We start from the raw sequence: 15,679 nt of genomic DNA, 5'->3' as shown, positions 1-15,679 counted from the left end.
CTGGGTCCACACGCCTGCGCCGAGCCGTCCGCCGTAGCAGCCCCGGGTGTATTCCTCGGCCGTCCAGTCCTGTTCGGCGTAGTCGATCGGCTCGGCGGCCTGGGGCCCGAACAGGTCGACCAGGGTGGCCACGGCGACGGCGCGCCGCTCGGCGGGCGTCCGGGTCCCCGCGATGCGCGCGTGCGCGCCCTCGAAGAAGCCGACCAGGACGCCGCAGGACCCGTCCGGCGGCGAGTTGTCGAGCGTGACGCCGAGCGCTCCGTCGAGGTCGAAGGCGAAACCGCTGAGTCCCGCCGCGCGCCAGAACGGGGTGGGATAGGCGATCTGGACCTTGATCACCGAGCCCATCGGCATCTGCTGGGTGAGCCCGTCGCGGGCGGCGGGCAGGGCGGGGCGGTATTCGAGGCGGCCCGCCAGCGTCGGCGGCACGGTCACGATCACCGCCTCGGCGGTCACCGACCCTCCGGCATGCGTCACCGTCACCCCCGCGTCGTCGTGGGCGATCGACCGGACCGGCGCGCCGAGGACGACCGCCTCGCCCAGGTCCTCGGCCAGCCGTTCGGAGATCCGGTGGGTGCCGCCGACCACGCGCAGCTCCTGGGCCCCGCCCGTGACCCCGACCAGGATGTCGAGCGTGCCCGCCGACTTGATGTAGAACAGGAAATGCAGCAGTGACAGCTCCGCCGGTTCGGCGGAGAACAGCGCGGGCACCACGGCACCCCAGAACGCCAGCGCCTCGGCATCGTCGGTGTTCGCCCGCAGCCACTCGTCCAGGGTCCGGCGATCGAGTTCGGCGGCCGCGGGCGTGGTCCAGGGCGCGGCGAGAGAGACGGTGGCCGCCAGCGCCTCGAGCTCGGCCTGGAGCCTGCCCGACTCGAGGGCCGCCGCGCCGGACAGGCCGAAGGTCTCGTCGCCGTAGCGGGTGACAGTGCCGCGGTACCGGGTCAGCGCGTCGCCGGCGTCGTGGGTCGGAAAGGTCTCCAGCCCGAGTTCGGCGACCAGGGCGAGGATTTCGGTCTGCGTGGTCCCGATCCACTGCCCGCCCAGCTCGACCGGCACCCCGCCCGCGACGGAGCCGCCGAGCGTGCGGCCCGCGACCCGGTCCCGGGCTTCGAGCACTCGCACGCGCCGGCCCGCGGCCCGCAGTTCCCGCGCGGCGGTCAGGCCCGCGAGACCGGCCCCCACCACCACGACGTCGACGTCGCTCATCATCGGCTCCTTCTCTAAACTCGGTCGGTTGTACGACTGTAATGTAGGTCACCGGGCGGGGGTGTGCAAGAGTTGACGCCGGAGTGGACAGCCGGTGGAGCGAGGAGAACCCGTGGTTTACGTCAAAGCGTCCGAACGCGAGGAGCAGATCGTCGCCGCCGCGATCGACGTGCTCGGCGAGGTGGGCGTCCCCGCCACCACCCTGCGCGCCGTCGCGACCGCGGCCGGCGTCCCCCTCGGCACGCTGCACTACGTCTTCCCCTCCAAGGATCAGCTGCTGCGCGCGGTCATCACCACGCTCATCCGCGACATCTCCGAGGCGCTGCGCGCGGAGCTCGAACTCGACAGGGGCGTCGAACACGCGCTGCGCCACGGGGTGCTCAGCTTCTGGGATCGCCTGGTGGAAGGGCGCGTCGGACTGCAGATCATGCAGTACGAACTGATGGCGTACTCGCTGCGCAGCGACCCGGGCGGCGCCCTGGCCCAGCTCCAGTACGAGCGCTACAGCACGGTGGTCAGCGAGTTCTGCGAGCAGGCCGCCCAGGCCGCGGGCGAGCGCTGCGCGGTCGGCTTCGACACCCTCGGACGCCTGGCGCTGGCGCAGATCGACGGCCTGATCCTGCAGTACGTCGCCAAGCCCGATCCCGCCCGCGCACGCCACGACCTCGAGCAGGCGGTGGACATGCTCGTCCTCTTCGCCGACCCGCAGCCGGTCGCCCGCCGCCGCGGGCGCGGGCGCGCCGCCGACTGATCCCCCGATCGGCCATTGCGCCCCCGATCACTCTCGACGTATCGTGATTCGTACGGCTGACCGACTTAGTTTTATCCGTCGCGGCCGCCTCGCCAATCCATCGTCGGGAGTGAGCCGCCATGACCGATCACGACAACCCTCCACCCGCCACCGCCGACGTGGTCGTCGTCGGCGCGGGCATGTCGGGCCTCGTCGCCGCCCGCGCCCTGCACCGGCGCGGTGTCGACGTGCTCGTCCTCGAGTCCGCCGGTCGTCCCGGCGGCCGGATGCTCGCCGAGACGACCGCCCTGGGATCCCGCGTCGACCTCGGCGGACAGTGGATCGGCGCGGGCCACCACCGCTTCGCGGCACTCGCCGCCGAGTGCGGGGCCACCGTCTTCCCGATGCGCACGCCGAAACGACCGGCGATGCTCGACGGGGACCGGGCCATTTCCCAGGTCGGCCCCACCGCGCTCACCGCCCTCGCGGTGCTGGCGGTGTGGGAGATCGCGGCGAGGACGGGCGCGCCCCTCGGCCGTGACCACACCGTCGCCGACTGGGTGCGTCGGGTCCCGGGCGCCCGCGCGCGCAGGCTGCTCGAGGTCGTCGTCGGGATCGCCACCACCGCCGACACGGACCGGCTGTCGATGGGCACCTTCCTCGACGCCGTCCGCTTCCAGGGCGGGCTGCCGACGATGCTGACCACCGCGGGCGGCGCCCAGGACAGCCTCGTCGCCGAAGGCGCGGGCAGCCTGATCGAGCACCTGGCCGCCGGACTCGCGGGCCGCGTCCGCTACGACAGCCGGGTCACCGCGCTGCGCCGCGACGACACGGGCGTGACCGTGTATTCGGCCGCGGGGACCGTCCGCGCGGGCCGGGTCGTCGTCACCGTGCCGCCGCCGGTCGCGGCGGCCATCGAGCACGAACCGCCGCTACCCGGGTCCCGGATCCGGTTGCAGGACGACACCTCCATGGGTTCGGTGTACAAGGCGATCGCGGTCTACGACCGCCCGTTCTGGCGCGAACGCGCCCACGCCGAACTGCTGTCCACCGACACCGGCGCGGCCGTGTTCGACACCTCGCCGCCCGACGGTCCCGGCCATCTCTGTCTGCTCGTCGCGGGACCGGACGCCCGCGCCCTCGACGCGCTCGACCCGGCGGCCCGGCGCGCACTGCTGCTCGGCCCGCCGGCCGGCCGGCTCGGTCGCGGTGTGCTCGACCCCCGTGACTGGCACGAGAAGGCGTGGCACCGCGACGAACACGCCGGCGGCGGCTACACCGCTTTCCCGCGCCCCGGCTACGCGCCCGGTCTGCCGTTCCCCGCCGAGCCGCTCGGCCGCCTGCACTGGGCGGGCACCGAGACCGCGAGCGCCCACGCCGGGTACATCGAGGGCGCCATCGAGGCCGGGGAACGCACGGCACGGGAGGTCCTGGCCGCCCGGGGCTGACGCGGGACCTAGCGGTCCCCCGCGCGCAGCAGGCCCTGCGCGTCCACCGAGGCCACCAGTTCGCCCGTGCGCGTGAAGATCTGGATGCGGCCGAACATGCGGCCCGCGCCCGCGAAGGGGCTCTCGCAGCGCATGAGCAGCCAGTCGTGCACGGAGAAGGGGCGGTGGAAGGTGACGGTCTGGGCCAGCATCGCCGATCGCCCCCGGCCGCCACGCGCGTCGATCTCGGCGCGCGGATACGGGCGCAGGGCGACCGGCCCCAGGAATCCCTCGCTGCCGTGGGCCAGCAGGGCCCGCGAGTAGACGGGCGCATCGGGCGCCTTGTCGCAGCGCATCCACACGTCCAGCGACGGCGGGCCCGCGAGGTCGGGCGCCAGGGCGGCCGCGCCGCCGGGCGTGCGGACCTCCCAGGGCAGCAGCGCGCACGGCAGTTCGGCGCAGTCGCCGGGCCCGGGCACGTCGGCGGGCGGCGCGGCGTGGTGGTCGAGGAAGTCCGGCTCCTCGACGCTGAGCATGGCCAGCACCCGGGCATGTTCGCGCCCGTCCTGCCGGAACGAGACCTGCGCCGTGGCCAGGGCGCGCCCGGACTGGACGACCTCGACATCCACCTCGACCCCGCGCTCGGCATAGCCGCCGCGCGGGAACACCCCGTGCAGCGACTGCACCGCCATGTGCGGCACCGTGCGTTCGGCCGCGATCACCGCCTGCGCCAGGGTCTGGCTGCCGAGGGTGGTCGGCAGGGTCGAGGTCACGTTGCGCGCCCGGAATCGTCCGGGCCCGGCCTCGTCGAGATCGAGGGCGTCGAGCAGGTCGGCCAGGTCGACGACCGGCCAGGTATCGGTTCCACCAGCCATCGCGGCATGCTCGCATACCGCGCGGTCTCCCGGCGAGCCACTGCGCGCTCAGTGGGACGTTCTCTCAACCGGCCACCGGGCGACCCCGGCCGCGGCCTTCGGAAACGCGCTCGGCCGCCGCCCTTTCGTCCACTTCCCCGACGGCGACCGCGACAGCGCCGCCCGCCTCGTCCCGCGACGGCTCGGCCCCGGAGCCGAAGTCGTTGCCGCCGAGCGCCTTCCGGTGAAGCGGCCGCCGGGACGTGTTCCGCGCCACAGCGATCGTTTCGCCTCCGGGAGGCCGGGTAGATCCTGACCTGTCGAGGTTTCCGACAACGATCGAGGTGAATGATGACCGACAAGTCCAAGACCGTCACCGAAGGCGCCGAAGGAATCATCGAGAGCGCCAAGGGCAAGATCAAGGAGACCGTCGGCCGTGTGGTCGGCAACGACCGGCTCGGGGCCGAGGGCGCGGCCCAGGACGCCAAGGGCGAATCGGAGCTGTCCGCGGCCGAGCACGAGGCGGCCGCCGAGCGCGAGCGCGCGAAGGCCGAGCTGCACCGCAACCGGGAACGCCTGCACGAGCGCGACGATCGCGTCTGACGACGTCGCACGCCCCGGGCCCCATCCGCGCACGCGGGTGGGGCCCGGTCGCGTCCCGGCAGTTCTCCTGATAGATTCGCGCGCTCGATTCACAGGATCGTCTCGTCGGCGAGGCGTTGTAGGTAGCAGGCGAATCGGTGGCGGTCGTGTTCGTTCCACTCCGCGGTGAGCTGCTCGAAGCAGCGGCGTTGCCAGTCGTGGGATGCGGCCAGCAACTCGTGTCCGCTGTCGGTGAGTCGAACAACGGCCCGGCGGCGGTCGCGAGTGGAATCGCTACGGGCGAGGTATCCGGCCGCGACGGCGTCCCGCACCATGCGGCTGGCGCCGGAGTGGTCGAGACCGAGCTGCTCGGCGACATCGGTGACCGCCGCTTCCTCGTTCGCTCGTAGCGCGGCGACGGCTTCGACGACCTGGATGTGCTGCACGCGCCGCCGCTCCGCGTCCGGTTCCCGGGTAGCTCGCGTGAATGCCTGATTGCTCCAGCGGCGCGACCAGAAGCGGACCAGCCGGAACAGGGCCGTGCCACCGTCGGCTGCGGTGTTTCGAGCGTCACCCGTACTCACACTCGACATTGTATGCGATACGCACCTATATTTGTATGCGTATCGCACGCAAATGGTTCATTCGGGGTCCGCAATACAGGAGGTGGCGATGTCCATCGTTCTCAATCACACGATCGTCCCGGCAACCGACAAGTACGCCGCGGCAACGTTTTTCGCCGAACTGACGGGGCTGACGGTTTCCGCTCCGAGCGGACCGTTCGTGCCCGTGCAGGTCAACGACGATCTGACACTCGACTTCGACGACCGCGGGCGGGTCGAGCCCGGTCACTACGCCTTCCTCGTCGACGACGACACCTTCGATGCCGTACTGGGACGGCTGGCGAAGTGGACTGCCGTGGAGTACGGCTCCGGCCCCGAACGCGGGTGGGACCGGCAGATCAACCACGTGGCCGGTGGGCGCGGGGTTTATGTGCACGCCCCCGACGGCCACAGCTACGAGCTGTTCACCGCCGTTCCCTGAGCCGCAGAGGTCGACGGCGGATGTGGTCGAACGCGCCGTCATCAGGATCGAGCAGTGGCGCGCCAGCGCTACCAGGTACGACAACTCGCCCCTGGCCTACGGCGCCGGGCTTCTCCTGGCACCGATCATCGAATGGCTCCGACCATCTGGAGACACTGCCTAGAGCTTGCCGAGCAGGTCCTCGAGGTGGATGGGGAGGTCGCGGACCCGCACGCCGGTCGCGTGATGCACGGCGTTGCCGACGGCCGCCGCCGAGCCGACGATGCCGATCTCGCCGATTCCCTTGCTGCCCAGCGCGTTCACGTGCGGATCGTGTTCCTCGATCCAGGACACGTCGATCTCGCCGATGTCGGCGTTGACCGGGATGTGGTAGCCGGCCAGGTCGTGGTTGACGACCTGGCCGAGGCGGGTGTCGAACACGCTCTCCTCCAGCAGTGCCATGCCGATGCCCATCGTGATGCCGCCGATGAACTGCGAACGGGCCGTGCGGGGATTGATGACGCGGCCGACGGCGAAGACGCCGACCATCCGCGGCACGCGGATCTCGGCGGTGTCGACGTCGACGCGCACCTCGGCGAAGTGCGCGCCGAACGCGTGGGTGGAGAACTTCTCCCGATCCGGATCCGGTTCCGGGCTCACGGTGATCTCGGCGCCGTCGGCCGGGTCGGCGCCGTGCCGTTCGCGGAACGCGCGGGCGGCGGCGACCACCGCCGAACCCCACGACGCCATGCCCGTCGAGCCGCCCGCCACGGTGCCCGCGGGCAGCGCGGAGTCACCGATGCGCAGGTCGATCTCGCGCGGATCGACCGCCAGCGCGTCGGCGGCGATCTGGCCGAGCGTGGTCCAGGTGCCGGTGCCGATGTCGGTGGCGTCGATGGCGACCTCGTACCGGTCGCCCGTGCGACGCACGCGGGCGCTGTTGCCGGGCGACACCTGGGCGGGATAGGTCGCGGCGGCGACGCCGGAACCGATGAGCCAGCGGCCTTCTCGCCGCGTCCGGGGCGCGGGGTCCCGGCCCGCCCAGCCGAAGCGTTCGGCGCCCGCCCGCAGGCACGCGAGCAGCCCGCGGCTGGAGAAGGGCAGGCCGGACTCGGGGTCGACCTCGGGCTCGTTGCGCAGGCGCAGCTCGAGGGGGTCCATGCCCAGCGCGACGGCGAGTTCGTCCATCGCGGTCTCGCCGGCGAACATGCCGGGGCAGTGTCCCGGCGCCCGCATCCACGACGAGACCGGGACGTCGAGGGCGGCCAGGCGGTGCGAGGTCGACCGGTGGGGCGCGGCGTACATGACGCGGGAGGAGACCGCGGTCTGCTCGGCGTATTCCTTGACGGTGGAGACCTGTTCGGCCACGTCGTGGGCGAGGGCGGTCAGGGTGCCGTCCGGCCGGGCGCCGAGCCGGACGCGCTGGATGGTCGGGGTGCGGTAGCCGGCCAGGGAGAACAGCTGCTGCCGGGTCAGCGGCAGTTTCACCGGCCGCTCCCCCACCAGCTTCGCCGCCATCGCCGCGAGCACGATGTGCGCGTGGGGTTCGCCCTTGGAGCCGAATCCGCCGCCGACATAGGGCGCCACGACGCGCACCTGGTCGGGCTCGAGGCCGAAGAGCGGGGCGATGGTCGAGCGCACCACGTGCGGACCCTGGGTGGAGTCGAACAGCGTCAGCGCGCCGCCGGTCCAGTGGGCGACGGTGGCGTGGGGCTCCATGGGGTTGTTGTGGACCATGGGCGTCGAGTAGGTCCGGTCGACGGTCACCGGCGCGGCGGCCAGGGCGGCCTCGACGTCGCCCTGGCTCGTGTCGGAGTCGAAGCCGCCGTCGAGGCCGTCGGGGGTGTAGAGGTCGTCACGGCCGGGATCGAGGACGAGGTCGGCGGGGACCTCGTCGTAGGTCACCCGCACCCGCGCCGCGGCCTCGCGCGCCACCTCGGGCCCGGTGGCGACGACCGCCCCGATCAGCTGCCCGCGGAAGGCGACCTCGTCGTCCTGCAGGATGAACAGCTCCGCGTCGTCGTCGCGGGCCAGCCGCGGCGCGTTGCGGCGGGTCAGGACCAGGACGACGCCCGCCATCCCCTCGGCCTCGGCGGTGTCGATCTCCCGGACGCGGCCGCGCGCGATGGTGGCCTGGATCGGGAAGGCGTGCAACGGGTCCGGCTGCGGGTGTTCGAGCGCGTAGGGCGCGCGCCCACGCAGCTTGGCCGGGCCGTCGATGCGGGTCGGCGAGGTGCCGACGGACCGAAAACGCAAGGGCTCCATCACGTCTCCTTCTCGGCCAGGCCGCCGAGGGTGGCGACGAGGACGGACCGGGCCAGCGGGATCTTGAACGCGTTGTGCCCCTGGGGACGCGCGGCGGCGAGTTCGGCGTCCGCGGCGGCGCCGAAGGACGCCGGGGTCGCGGGCGCGCCGCGCAGGGCCGCCTCGGCGGCGGAGGCCCGCCACGGTTTGTGGGCGACCCCGCCGAGGGCGATGCGCGCCTCGCGCACGACCCCGTCGCCGATCCGCGCCACGGCCGCCACCGAGACCAGGGCGAAGGCATAGGAGGCGCGGTCGCGCACCTTCCGGTAGGCCGACACGGCGGACGGTTCGGGGGCGGGCAGGTCGACGGCCGTGATCAGGTCGCCGTGGCCGAGGACGGTGTCGCGTTCGGGCGTGTCGCCGGGCAGCCGGTGCAGATCGACCAGCGGGACGGTCCGTTCGCCGTCCGGGCCGAGGACCCGGACGACGGCGTCCAGCGCGGCGAGGGCGACGGCCATGTCGGAGGGATGGGTGGCGATGCACGCCGCCGAGGCGCCGAGGACGGCATGGTCGCGGTCGTGCCCGCCGATGGCCGAGCAGCCCGTGCCCGGTGTCCGCTTGTTGCACGGCACCGTCGGGTCCTGGAAGTAGGGGCAGCGGGTGCGTTGCAGCAGGTTGCCCGCCGTGGTCGCCACGTTGCGGATCTGGGCCGACGCGCCGGCCAGCAGCGCCTGCGACAGCACCGGGTAGCGGGTGCGGACGAGCGGATGCGCGGCGAGGTCGGCGTTGCGCACGGCCGAGCCGATCCGCAGCCCGCCGCCGGGCAGCTCGGTCACCTCGCCGAGCGGCAGGCCCGCCACGTCGACCAGCCGGGCGGGCGCGGCGATCCCGAGCTTGAGATGGTCGACGAGATTGGTTCCGGCGCCGAGGAACACGGCCTCGGGATCGGCGTGGACGGCGGCGACCGCCTCGGCGGCGTCGGTGGCGCGTTCGTAGGCGAATTCCCTCACGGCCGCACCTGCCGGATCGCGGCCACGATGTTCGGATACGCCCCGCAGCGACACAGGTTGCCGCTCATGCGTTCCCGGATCTCCTCGTCGTCCAGCTCGATCGGCGAGTCCGGGTCGCCGGTCACGTGGCTCGGCGCGCCCGCGGCGGCCTCGGCGAGCATGCCGACCGCCGAGCAGATCTGGCCCGGCGTGCAGTAGCCGCACTGGAAACCGTCCTGGTCGAGGAAGGCCCGCTGCACCGGGTGCAGCTCGTCGCCCTCGGCGAGCCCGTCCGCGGTGACGATCGTCGCGCCGTCGCAGGCGACCGCGAGGGCGAGGCAGATCAGCGCGCGACGCCCGTCGAGCAGGACCGTGCAGGCGCCGCACTGGCCGTGATCGCAACCCTTCTTGGGACTGGTGACACCCAGCTGCTCGCGCAGGACGTCCAGGACGGTGGCGCGGGTGTCGACCTCCACCTCCCGCGGGTCTCCATCGATGGTCAAACTGATCCGCGCGCGCATCGGACGGCCTCTCGTCTGTGGGACATCGACTCCATCGACCTACGCGGCCGTCCTCCTCGGGACGGCCACCGGCATCCACGCCTGTGCTGTACCCCCGGGCACGGTCGCCACGCTACCCAATCCCGGCCCGATCGCCGGGGCACGCCGCCGGGCGGGTCTCCGGCCGAGGCGGACCGACCGCAACCCGCCTGCGCCGCTTGCGCTCTCGGGGCGCCGTACGACCGGCAAGAAAATCTAGCGTCGCTAGACAAGCTAGCGCGACGGTGCTACCTTTGCTCCAGTTCCTAGCGACGCTAGGACTCGGAAAAAGGGAGAGCCGACATGCTCATCGTCACCGGCCAGATCGTCGCCATCGCCGCTGTCCTCAGCAACGCCGTCGTCTACGGCACCGACGTCTGCGCGGCCGTGATCACCCGGTCCGTCTACCGCAAGCTCGACGACGCGACGGTCACCCTGAGCGCGGGCTGGGGCCACTACTACGGGGACCGGCGCATGCCGATCGTCGGCGTGGGCGGCGTCGTCACCGCCGTGCTGACGCTGGTGATCGCGCTGGTCGCCGGGCAGGCGGGCGCGGCGGTGGCGGCGGGCATCTCGGTCGCCGCACTGCTGACCTGGCTCGGCTTCTACGTCCGCATCGCCAAGCCGATCAACGCCCGCCAGACCGCCGCCGCGCTGAGCGGCGTCGTCCCCGCCGACGCCCGGGCACTGCAGGACGCGTGGGACAGCATCCTGATCTACCGCGTCACCCTGCAGTTCGTCGCCGTCGCGGGCCTGTGCGCCGCCCTCGTCCTGCTCTGAACCACCACCGAATCGACCCAGGAGAATCCCCCATGACCTTCACCGACAACGAACAGCGATTCCTCGCCGAAGCCGGCCTCGGCAGGCTGGCCACCGTGTCACCCGACGGCATCGTGCAGAACAACCCGGCCAACTATCGGGTCAACCCCGACGGCACCATCGACATCGGCGGGATGCGGATGCGGGCCTCCCGCAAGTACCGCAACGTCGAGGCGGGCAGCCGGGTCTCGTTCGTGATCGATCAGCAGGTCTCGCTGGAGCCGTACGTGATCCGCGGGATCGAGGTGCGCGGCACCGCCGAGGCGCTCACGGACGAGGAGCCGCCGTTCCCGCCCCAGGAACGCGCGGTCATCCGGATCCACCCCGAACGCGTCATCTCCTGGGGCATCGATGGCGGCCCCTTCGACTTCACCGGCCGTGACGTCCGGTAGCGGGCCGAGGCCACACCCGGAGCACGAGACCGGCGGCCGCCACGGTCAGCACGGCGGTGATCACCATCGTTGCGCCGAGTCCGTGCGAGAAGGCGATCACCACGGCGTCGGTCACCATGCGCTGCAGGTCGGCGGGCAGGCGGTGCAGGGCATCGGCATAGGACGCCGAGTTGACCAGCGCCGCGCGGGCCTGGTCCACCTCGTCGGAGGTCAGGCCCGCGTCCCGCACGGCCCGATCGGAGTCGGCGATGGTCAGGCCACGGGTGATGGCGCTGAGCAGGGCGACGCCGACCGCGCCGCCCACCATGCTCGACATCTTGAACACCCCGGCGGCCGTGCCGGACAGCGCGGACGGCACCGTGCCGACGGCCGTGTTCGACACGGGCGTCGACAGCAGGCCGAGGCCGCAGCCGATGACGACCAGCGCCGCCGCGAGCTGCCACATCGAGGTGTCGGCGTGCAGCGGGCCGAGCACCGCCAGGCCCGCGGCGAGCACCAGCAATCCGATCACCACCGGGGCCCGGCCACCCCACCGGCTGTCGAGCCGCCCGCCGACGGGGATCAGCGCGAAGATGCCGAGCGTGGTCGGCAGCAACAGCAGGCCCGCGGTCACCGCGCTGAAACCACGGGCGTTCTGCAACCACAGCACGAGCAGGTAGCTCATGCCGGCATAGCCGAGGTTCATGGTCAGGTTGGCCGTCAGGGCGCCGTCGTAGGCGCGCAGCCGGAACAGCGACAGGTCGACCAGCGGCACCGCGACCGTCCGCTCGATCGTCACCCAGACCAGCGCGAGCAGCAGCGCCGCCACGAACAACCCGATGACCAGTGGGTTCGTCCAGCCGACCGTCGGCCCGTCGGTGAGCGCGTAGAGCAGGGCGAACACGGCGAGGCCGATCGCCGCCAGGCCCGCCCAGTCGATCCGCCGGTCCGCCCCCGCCACCACCGACTCCGGGGTCACCAGCCGGATGACCACGAACGCCGCCGCCGCGAGCGGCACGTTGACCCAGAACAGCCACTGCCACCCCGGCCCGTCGGTGAGGAGGCCGCCGATGGCCGGGGCCAGCGCCTGCCCGCCCCAGGCGACCGCCTGCCACACCCCGAAGGCGGCGAGTTGCGCGCGACCGGAGAACTGCGCGGGAATCAGCGCCAGCGTCGCGGGCAGGATCAGCGCCGCCCCGACCCCCATCAGGCCGCGCCCGGCGATGAGGGCGGGCACGCCGGGGGCGAGGGCCGCGATCACCGAACACGCCGCGAACAGCACGACCCCCACCTGCAGCACGCGCCGCTGGCCGAAGATGTCGCCGAACTTGCCCGCCGCGATCACCAGCGCGCCCGCCGCGAGACTGAAAGCGTTGTTGGCCCACTGCAACCCGCCCGCGTCGGCGTGCATCTCGTCGGCGATCGTCGGCGTCGCGACGCCGAAGTCCGCGAACGCCAGCCACACGAGGCCGGCGGCGGTGCAGGTCGCGGCCAGCGAGATCCAGCGGCGCGATCCGCCCGCCCCGGACACGGGCCCCTCCTCGTCCACGGCACCCCGCTGCGGCGGCGGTCGACCGGCCATCCCTCACCTCGCGTGTTCCAGGCCGGTTCCCGCGGAACCGGCCACCGGGTCGGATGACGCAGGTTCGCAGTCCGGCGCGCGGCGGGCATCACCCGTTGCGGGTGAATTCGGGGTGTTCGCCGTGTCTCTACGGGCCTCCCGTCAGCAGGCCGCCGCGGTCGGGGTGTCGGTGTCCTCGTCCGGCTCGCGCGGCTCGACGCCGATCCGGCGGGCGACCAGCGCCGAGCGGATGCGCCAGAGGCCGTCGGCGCGCAGGGGATCGAGCCCGGTGATCTCGGCGATCCTGTTCAGCCGGTAGTCGATGGTGTTGGGGTGGACGTGCAGCGCCCGCGCGGTGCTCAGGCGGGTGGCGCGGGACGCGAGGTGGGCGGCGAGGGTGTCGAGCAGGACCGGATGCGCGTCGAGGGGGTCCAGCAGCGCGGCCAGGTGCCGGGCCGCCGTCCCGGGGCGGGTCAGCTGGTATTCCAGCGACAGTTCCTCGAACCGTTGCAGCCCGACCAGGCGCAGCCGCCGCATGATCTCGAGCACCGCCTTTCCGCGTTCGACGGCCTCGGGCACGCCCTCGACGTCGGCGTGGACGAAGGTCGCGCGGATCCCGGTCCGCGCCGCCGCCGTCAGCCGGTCGACGAATTCCTCGGCCCCGGCGGGATCGAAGTGGTCCCGGTCGACGAGCAGGACCCCGCCGTCGCCGTCCAGCCGCATCAGCACACGGTCGCCGCACGCGCGCAGCACCTCGGCCCGCACCCGGCGGGCCGTGCGGTCCGCGGCGATCCGCCGGTCCGGGTGGGGGTCGGGCTCCTCCTCGCCGGGCGCGAGGTCGAGCACGAAGACCAGGTAGCTCGCGGCGAGCCGCACCCCGCGTGCCCGGGCCGTGGCCGCCACCGCCGTTCCGGTCACCAGGGCATCGGCCACCGCGTCGGTGACGTCGCCGGACGTCACCCGCACCTCGCTGAGGTAGGCACGCGAGATCACCGGCGCCAGCCGCAGAGACAACTCCACGAACGAGGACGCCGCCGCCGCGACGACCGCCCGGTCCCGGTCCGTCTCCGCCTGCGCCGCACAGTGTTCGAACGCCATGCCCAGGCTCTCGCGGACCACCCGGTGCAGCGTGTCGACGGGGACGCCCGCGTGTGCCCATTCCATGACACCCGCGGCCAGGTCGGCGAGCGGTTCGGCGGCCGCGTCGCCGCGCAGCAGCCGGGCGAGCAGGTCGAGGCAGGCGGTCACCATCGCGGTGACGTCGCGGCGCAGGACCGCGAGCGGGATCCGGCCGGGGAGGTCGCTGCCGACGACGAATCGGCTCATGACGCGGCCCGAGATCACCGACGCGGCGGGGAGGCATTCGGTCACCGGCCTGCCTGCCACCGTCGCGATCCGGGTCGGGAGGACGCTGTCGGTCATGCGCTGTCTCCTACTTCGGGTCACCGCGCTCCCCGTGCCCGCCGCCGTCCGGGCTGCCGACGCGAGGCGCACGCGCTTTCCGCGTGGTGCACCACGACGGACACAGAGGAGCTTCACCTGTACACCGAATTCTGACCCGGATCGGCCCGGATACACAACCGTCGGACACCTCACCCGGCGGCCGACGCGCCCGAACCAGCGGACGCCGGAGACGATAATCCCAGTACAGGCGGGCACAGGCGGCCGGTTACAGCGCGAACACGCGCCGACGAACGATGTCACGGGCCTGACGGCGGGCCCGGGGGCGACCGGTGGAGTTTTCAGTGAACGGATGTGTACCATTCTGCCGTGAGCAGCACGGGCGCACCGCCGCCGAACGGTCCGATCACCCACGGCGCACCGGCCGGTCGCGGCCGATGACCGCTGTCGTCATCACCCTGCTGGCGATCCTCGCCGCGGGCGAGGCCGCCGCCGTGGTCACGCTGTCGGTGCTGCTGGCCCGCAGCCGCCGCGCACGGTCCCGCCGGCCGCGACCCACGACGACGCAACGGCTGGTCGTCGGCGGCCGCGAGGCCGTGCGCACCGCATGGCAGGCCGCCGACCTGGTGCGCGCCAAGGGTTTCCGCGGCGCGGTCCGCACCTCCATCGAGGACCTGGCCGGCTGGGCGCAGGTCGAGCGCCCCGACCTGGCCCGGCTCGCGCCCGACGGCAACGTCGTGATCATGTTCTCCGACATCGAGCAGTCGACCGCGCTGAACGAGGAACTCGGCGATCGCGCCTGGGTCAGGCTGCTCGACCGCCACCACCGGCTCGTCGAACGCTGCGTGCGCGAGCACGGCGGGCACGTCGTCAAGAACCAGGGCGACGGCTACATGATCGCCTTCGCCGCGCCGGACCGGGCCGTCGGCTGCGGGCTGGCGATCCAGACGGCGCTGGACAAGGACGCCGCGGCCGGGCGCGGGACCGCCTTCCGGGTCCGCATCGGCATCCACCAGGGCAGCTCGGTCCGGCGCGGCGACGACCTGTTCGGACGCAACGTCGCCATGGCCGCGCGGGTCACCGCCCAGGCCGACGGCGGCGAGGTGCTGGTCAGCGAGCCGGTCCTCGACGCGCTCGTCGGCGATCCCGAGTTCGCGTTCGGGACCGGCCGCGACGTGACCCTCAAGGGCCTGCGCGGCACGCACCTGCTCACACCGGTCTCGGCCGCGCGGTAGCCGGTCACCCGGCGGGCGGACCGCTAACGGCCGGTCCGGTCCGGCGGCGTCGGGTCGGTGTCCCCGCCCCGCTCCTTCTCGCCGGAGCCGACGCGCCGGGGCGCGATCCTCGGGCGGCCCCCGCGCGCACCCTCTCCGCCGGCGCGCTTCCGGCGCGACGGATCGAAATCGAGGACCTTGTTCTCCCGGGCGGGCGGCGGGTCCGCGGGCGGGGTGGCCTCGTCGGCCTGCCACGTCCCGGTCTCGGCCTGCAGCTCGGCCCGGGTCACCGGGCGGGTGGGGGCCGGATCGACGACGGCATCGGGCGGCCCCGGCCGGGGCCCCGGCCCGGCGGCCTCCCCTCCGACGCGCCGCGGCGGGCGCGGTAGCCGCACCACGTTCGACGGACCGGTCTCGGGCGTTCCGGAGTCCTGCTCGGCCGCTTTGATCGCCTCCCACTTGCGGCGCAGCCGCTCGACCGCGTCGAATCGGTTGTCCTCGAACTCCGTCACGACCCTGTCCCCGGCCCTCGTCGGTGCGACATCGGACTAGGCGCGAACAGGCGTCGTGACTGCCGTCGTCCGCACAGTCACCACCACCCCGGATATCGTCTCAGGTCCACCGTCCATCTTCACATTCTGGACCAAACCCGCCACCGGCCGCCGCCCCGCCCCCGGATGATGGCGTCTTTGTCCAAGACCGGCGGGTGTCCCGGC

General features: G+C 73.1%; 15 protein-coding genes and 1 pseudogene. 7 read left to right on the top strand and 9 right to left on the bottom strand.

Annotation, left to right across the window (positions count from 1 at the left end):
- Nucleotides 1–1,239: pseudogene (locus ON36_RS30360) on the bottom strand (flavin monoamine oxidase family protein); the annotation flags it as partial.
- Between the two features lie 82 nt (nucleotides 1,240–1,321).
- Between ON36_RS30360 and ON36_RS30355 the strand changes: the two are divergent.
- A complete protein-coding gene (locus ON36_RS30355; protein WP_043660956.1) occupies nucleotides 1,322–1,960 on the top strand; it encodes a TetR/AcrR family transcriptional regulator in 639 nt (212 codons plus the stop codon).
- Nucleotides 1,961–2,079: 119 nt separating this feature from the next.
- Nucleotides 2,080–3,387: a flavin monoamine oxidase family protein gene (locus ON36_RS30350; RefSeq protein ID WP_043660954.1), complete on the top strand. Its 1,308-nt coding sequence runs from the start codon at nucleotides 2,080–2,082 to the stop codon at nucleotides 3,385–3,387.
- 8 nt (nucleotides 3,388–3,395) lie between these two features.
- Here the strand turns inward: ON36_RS30350 and ON36_RS30345 are convergent, their stop codons facing one another.
- A complete protein-coding gene (locus ON36_RS30345; RefSeq protein WP_043660953.1) occupies nucleotides 3,396–4,241 on the bottom strand; it encodes an acyl-CoA thioesterase in 846 nt (281 codons plus the stop codon).
- A gap of 330 nt (nucleotides 4,242–4,571) precedes the next feature.
- Here ON36_RS30345 and ON36_RS30335 point away from each other — a divergent pair, with 330 nt between their 5' ends.
- Complete coding sequence (locus ON36_RS30335) at nucleotides 4,572–4,823, top strand: CsbD family protein (protein WP_043660949.1); 252 nt, start codon at nucleotides 4,572–4,574, stop codon at nucleotides 4,821–4,823.
- Between the two features lie 89 nt (nucleotides 4,824–4,912).
- Here ON36_RS30335 and ON36_RS30330 read toward each other — a convergent pair whose 3' ends face one another.
- Complete coding sequence (locus ON36_RS30330) at nucleotides 4,913–5,386, bottom strand: MarR family winged helix-turn-helix transcriptional regulator (protein WP_245558266.1); 474 nt, start codon at nucleotides 5,384–5,386, stop codon at nucleotides 4,913–4,915.
- Nucleotides 5,387–5,474: 88 nt separating this feature from the next.
- On the opposite strand from ON36_RS30330, the gene ON36_RS30325 reads away from it, so the two are divergent.
- Complete coding sequence (locus tag ON36_RS30325) at nucleotides 5,475–5,846, top strand: VOC family protein (RefSeq protein ID WP_043660968.1); 372 nt, start codon at nucleotides 5,475–5,477, stop codon at nucleotides 5,844–5,846.
- A gap of 159 nt (nucleotides 5,847–6,005) precedes the next feature.
- Here ON36_RS30325 and ON36_RS30320 read toward each other — a convergent pair whose 3' ends face one another.
- Genes ON36_RS30320 through ON36_RS30310 form a run of 3 tightly spaced genes read right to left on the bottom strand, consistent with a single transcriptional unit; the run spans nucleotide 6,006 to nucleotide 9,579 of the window.
- Nucleotides 6,006–8,090: a xanthine dehydrogenase family protein molybdopterin-binding subunit gene (locus tag ON36_RS30320; RefSeq protein WP_043660947.1), complete on the bottom strand. Its 2,085-nt coding sequence runs from the start codon at nucleotides 8,088–8,090 to the stop codon at nucleotides 6,006–6,008.
- A complete protein-coding gene (locus ON36_RS30315) occupies nucleotides 8,090–9,079 on the bottom strand; it encodes an FAD binding domain-containing protein (protein ID WP_043660945.1) in 990 nt (329 codons plus the stop codon). The genes ON36_RS30320 and ON36_RS30315 overlap by 1 nt, the downstream gene beginning before the upstream one ends.
- Nucleotides 9,076–9,579 carry a 2Fe-2S iron-sulfur cluster-binding protein gene (locus tag ON36_RS30310; RefSeq protein WP_043660943.1) on the bottom strand — a complete coding sequence of 168 codons (504 nt, stop codon included), beginning with the start codon at nucleotides 9,577–9,579 and terminating at the stop codon, nucleotides 9,076–9,078. Before ON36_RS30310 ends, ON36_RS30315 begins: the two co-directional genes overlap by 4 nt.
- A gap of 321 nt (nucleotides 9,580–9,900) precedes the next feature.
- On the opposite strand from ON36_RS30310, the gene ON36_RS30305 reads away from it, so the two are divergent.
- Nucleotides 9,901–10,377: a hypothetical protein gene (locus ON36_RS30305; RefSeq protein ID WP_043660942.1), complete on the top strand. Its 477-nt coding sequence runs from the start codon at nucleotides 9,901–9,903 to the stop codon at nucleotides 10,375–10,377.
- 32 nt (nucleotides 10,378–10,409) lie between these two features.
- Entirely contained in the window at nucleotides 10,410–10,808 is a 399-nt protein-coding gene (locus ON36_RS30300; protein ID WP_043660941.1) for a PPOX class F420-dependent oxidoreductase, read from the top strand.
- Here the strand turns inward: ON36_RS30300 and ON36_RS30295 are convergent.
- On the bottom strand, nucleotides 10,786–12,369 hold the full coding sequence (locus ON36_RS30295; protein WP_083885547.1) for an MFS transporter: 1,584 nt from the start codon (nucleotides 12,367–12,369) through the stop codon (nucleotides 10,786–10,788). The genes ON36_RS30300 and ON36_RS30295 overlap by 23 nt on opposite strands.
- A gap of 141 nt (nucleotides 12,370–12,510) precedes the next feature.
- Entirely contained in the window at nucleotides 12,511–13,770 is a 1,260-nt protein-coding gene (locus ON36_RS30290) for a PucR family transcriptional regulator (RefSeq protein ID WP_052314540.1), read from the bottom strand.
- A 416-nt stretch (nucleotides 13,771–14,186) separates the two neighbouring features.
- Between ON36_RS30290 and ON36_RS30285 the strand changes: the two genes are divergently transcribed.
- Nucleotides 14,187–14,984 carry an adenylate/guanylate cyclase domain-containing protein gene (locus ON36_RS30285; RefSeq protein ID WP_043660940.1) on the top strand — a complete coding sequence of 266 codons (798 nt, stop codon included), beginning with the start codon at nucleotides 14,187–14,189 and terminating at the stop codon, nucleotides 14,982–14,984.
- Nucleotides 14,985–15,007: 23 nt separating this feature from the next.
- On the opposite strand, the gene ON36_RS30280 is transcribed toward ON36_RS30285, so the two are convergent.
- The gene (locus ON36_RS30280) at nucleotides 15,008–15,475 is read right to left on the bottom strand and encodes a hypothetical protein (protein ID WP_043660939.1); all 468 of its coding nucleotides are present in this window, start codon (nucleotides 15,473–15,475) and stop codon (nucleotides 15,008–15,010) included.
- Between the last annotated feature and the right edge of the window lie 204 nt (nucleotides 15,476–15,679).

It is taken from the genome of Nocardia thailandica NBRC 100428 (genome assembly GCF_000308795.1).
GTDB classification, from domain to species: domain Bacteria; phylum Actinomycetota; class Actinomycetes; order Mycobacteriales; family Mycobacteriaceae; genus Nocardia; species Nocardia thailandica.
This window is presented reverse-complemented; position numbering and strand designations above follow the sequence as displayed.

Excerpts from the sequence above, each read along its gene's own strand:
- ON36_RS30290 (WP_052314540.1), bottom strand. The coding sequence starts at position 13,770 with ATGACCGACAGCGTCCTCCCGACCCGGATCGCGACGGTGGCAGGCAGG.
- ON36_RS30295 (WP_083885547.1), bottom strand. The coding sequence starts at position 12,369 with ATGGCCGGTCGACCGCCGCCGCAGCGGGGTGCCGTGGACGAGGAGGGG.
- ON36_RS30335 (WP_043660949.1), top strand. The coding sequence starts at position 4,572 with ATGACCGACAAGTCCAAGACCGTCACCGAAGGCGCCGAAGGAATCATC.
- ON36_RS30345 (WP_043660953.1), bottom strand. The coding sequence starts at position 4,241 with ATGGCTGGTGGAACCGATACCTGGCCGGTCGTCGACCTGGCCGACCTG.
- ON36_RS30300 (WP_043660941.1), top strand. The coding sequence starts at position 10,410 with ATGACCTTCACCGACAACGAACAGCGATTCCTCGCCGAAGCCGGCCTC.
- ON36_RS30320 (WP_043660947.1), bottom strand. The coding sequence starts at position 8,090 with ATGGAGCCCTTGCGTTTTCGGTCCGTCGGCACCTCGCCGACCCGCATC.
- ON36_RS30325 (WP_043660968.1), top strand. The coding sequence starts at position 5,475 with ATGTCCATCGTTCTCAATCACACGATCGTCCCGGCAACCGACAAGTAC.
- ON36_RS30310 (WP_043660943.1), bottom strand. The coding sequence starts at position 9,579 with ATGCGCGCGCGGATCAGTTTGACCATCGATGGAGACCCGCGGGAGGTG.
- ON36_RS30350 (WP_043660954.1), top strand. The coding sequence starts at position 2,080 with ATGACCGATCACGACAACCCTCCACCCGCCACCGCCGACGTGGTCGTC.
- ON36_RS30285 (WP_043660940.1), top strand. The coding sequence starts at position 14,187 with ATGACCGCTGTCGTCATCACCCTGCTGGCGATCCTCGCCGCGGGCGAG.
- ON36_RS30305 (WP_043660942.1), top strand. The coding sequence starts at position 9,901 with ATGCTCATCGTCACCGGCCAGATCGTCGCCATCGCCGCTGTCCTCAGC.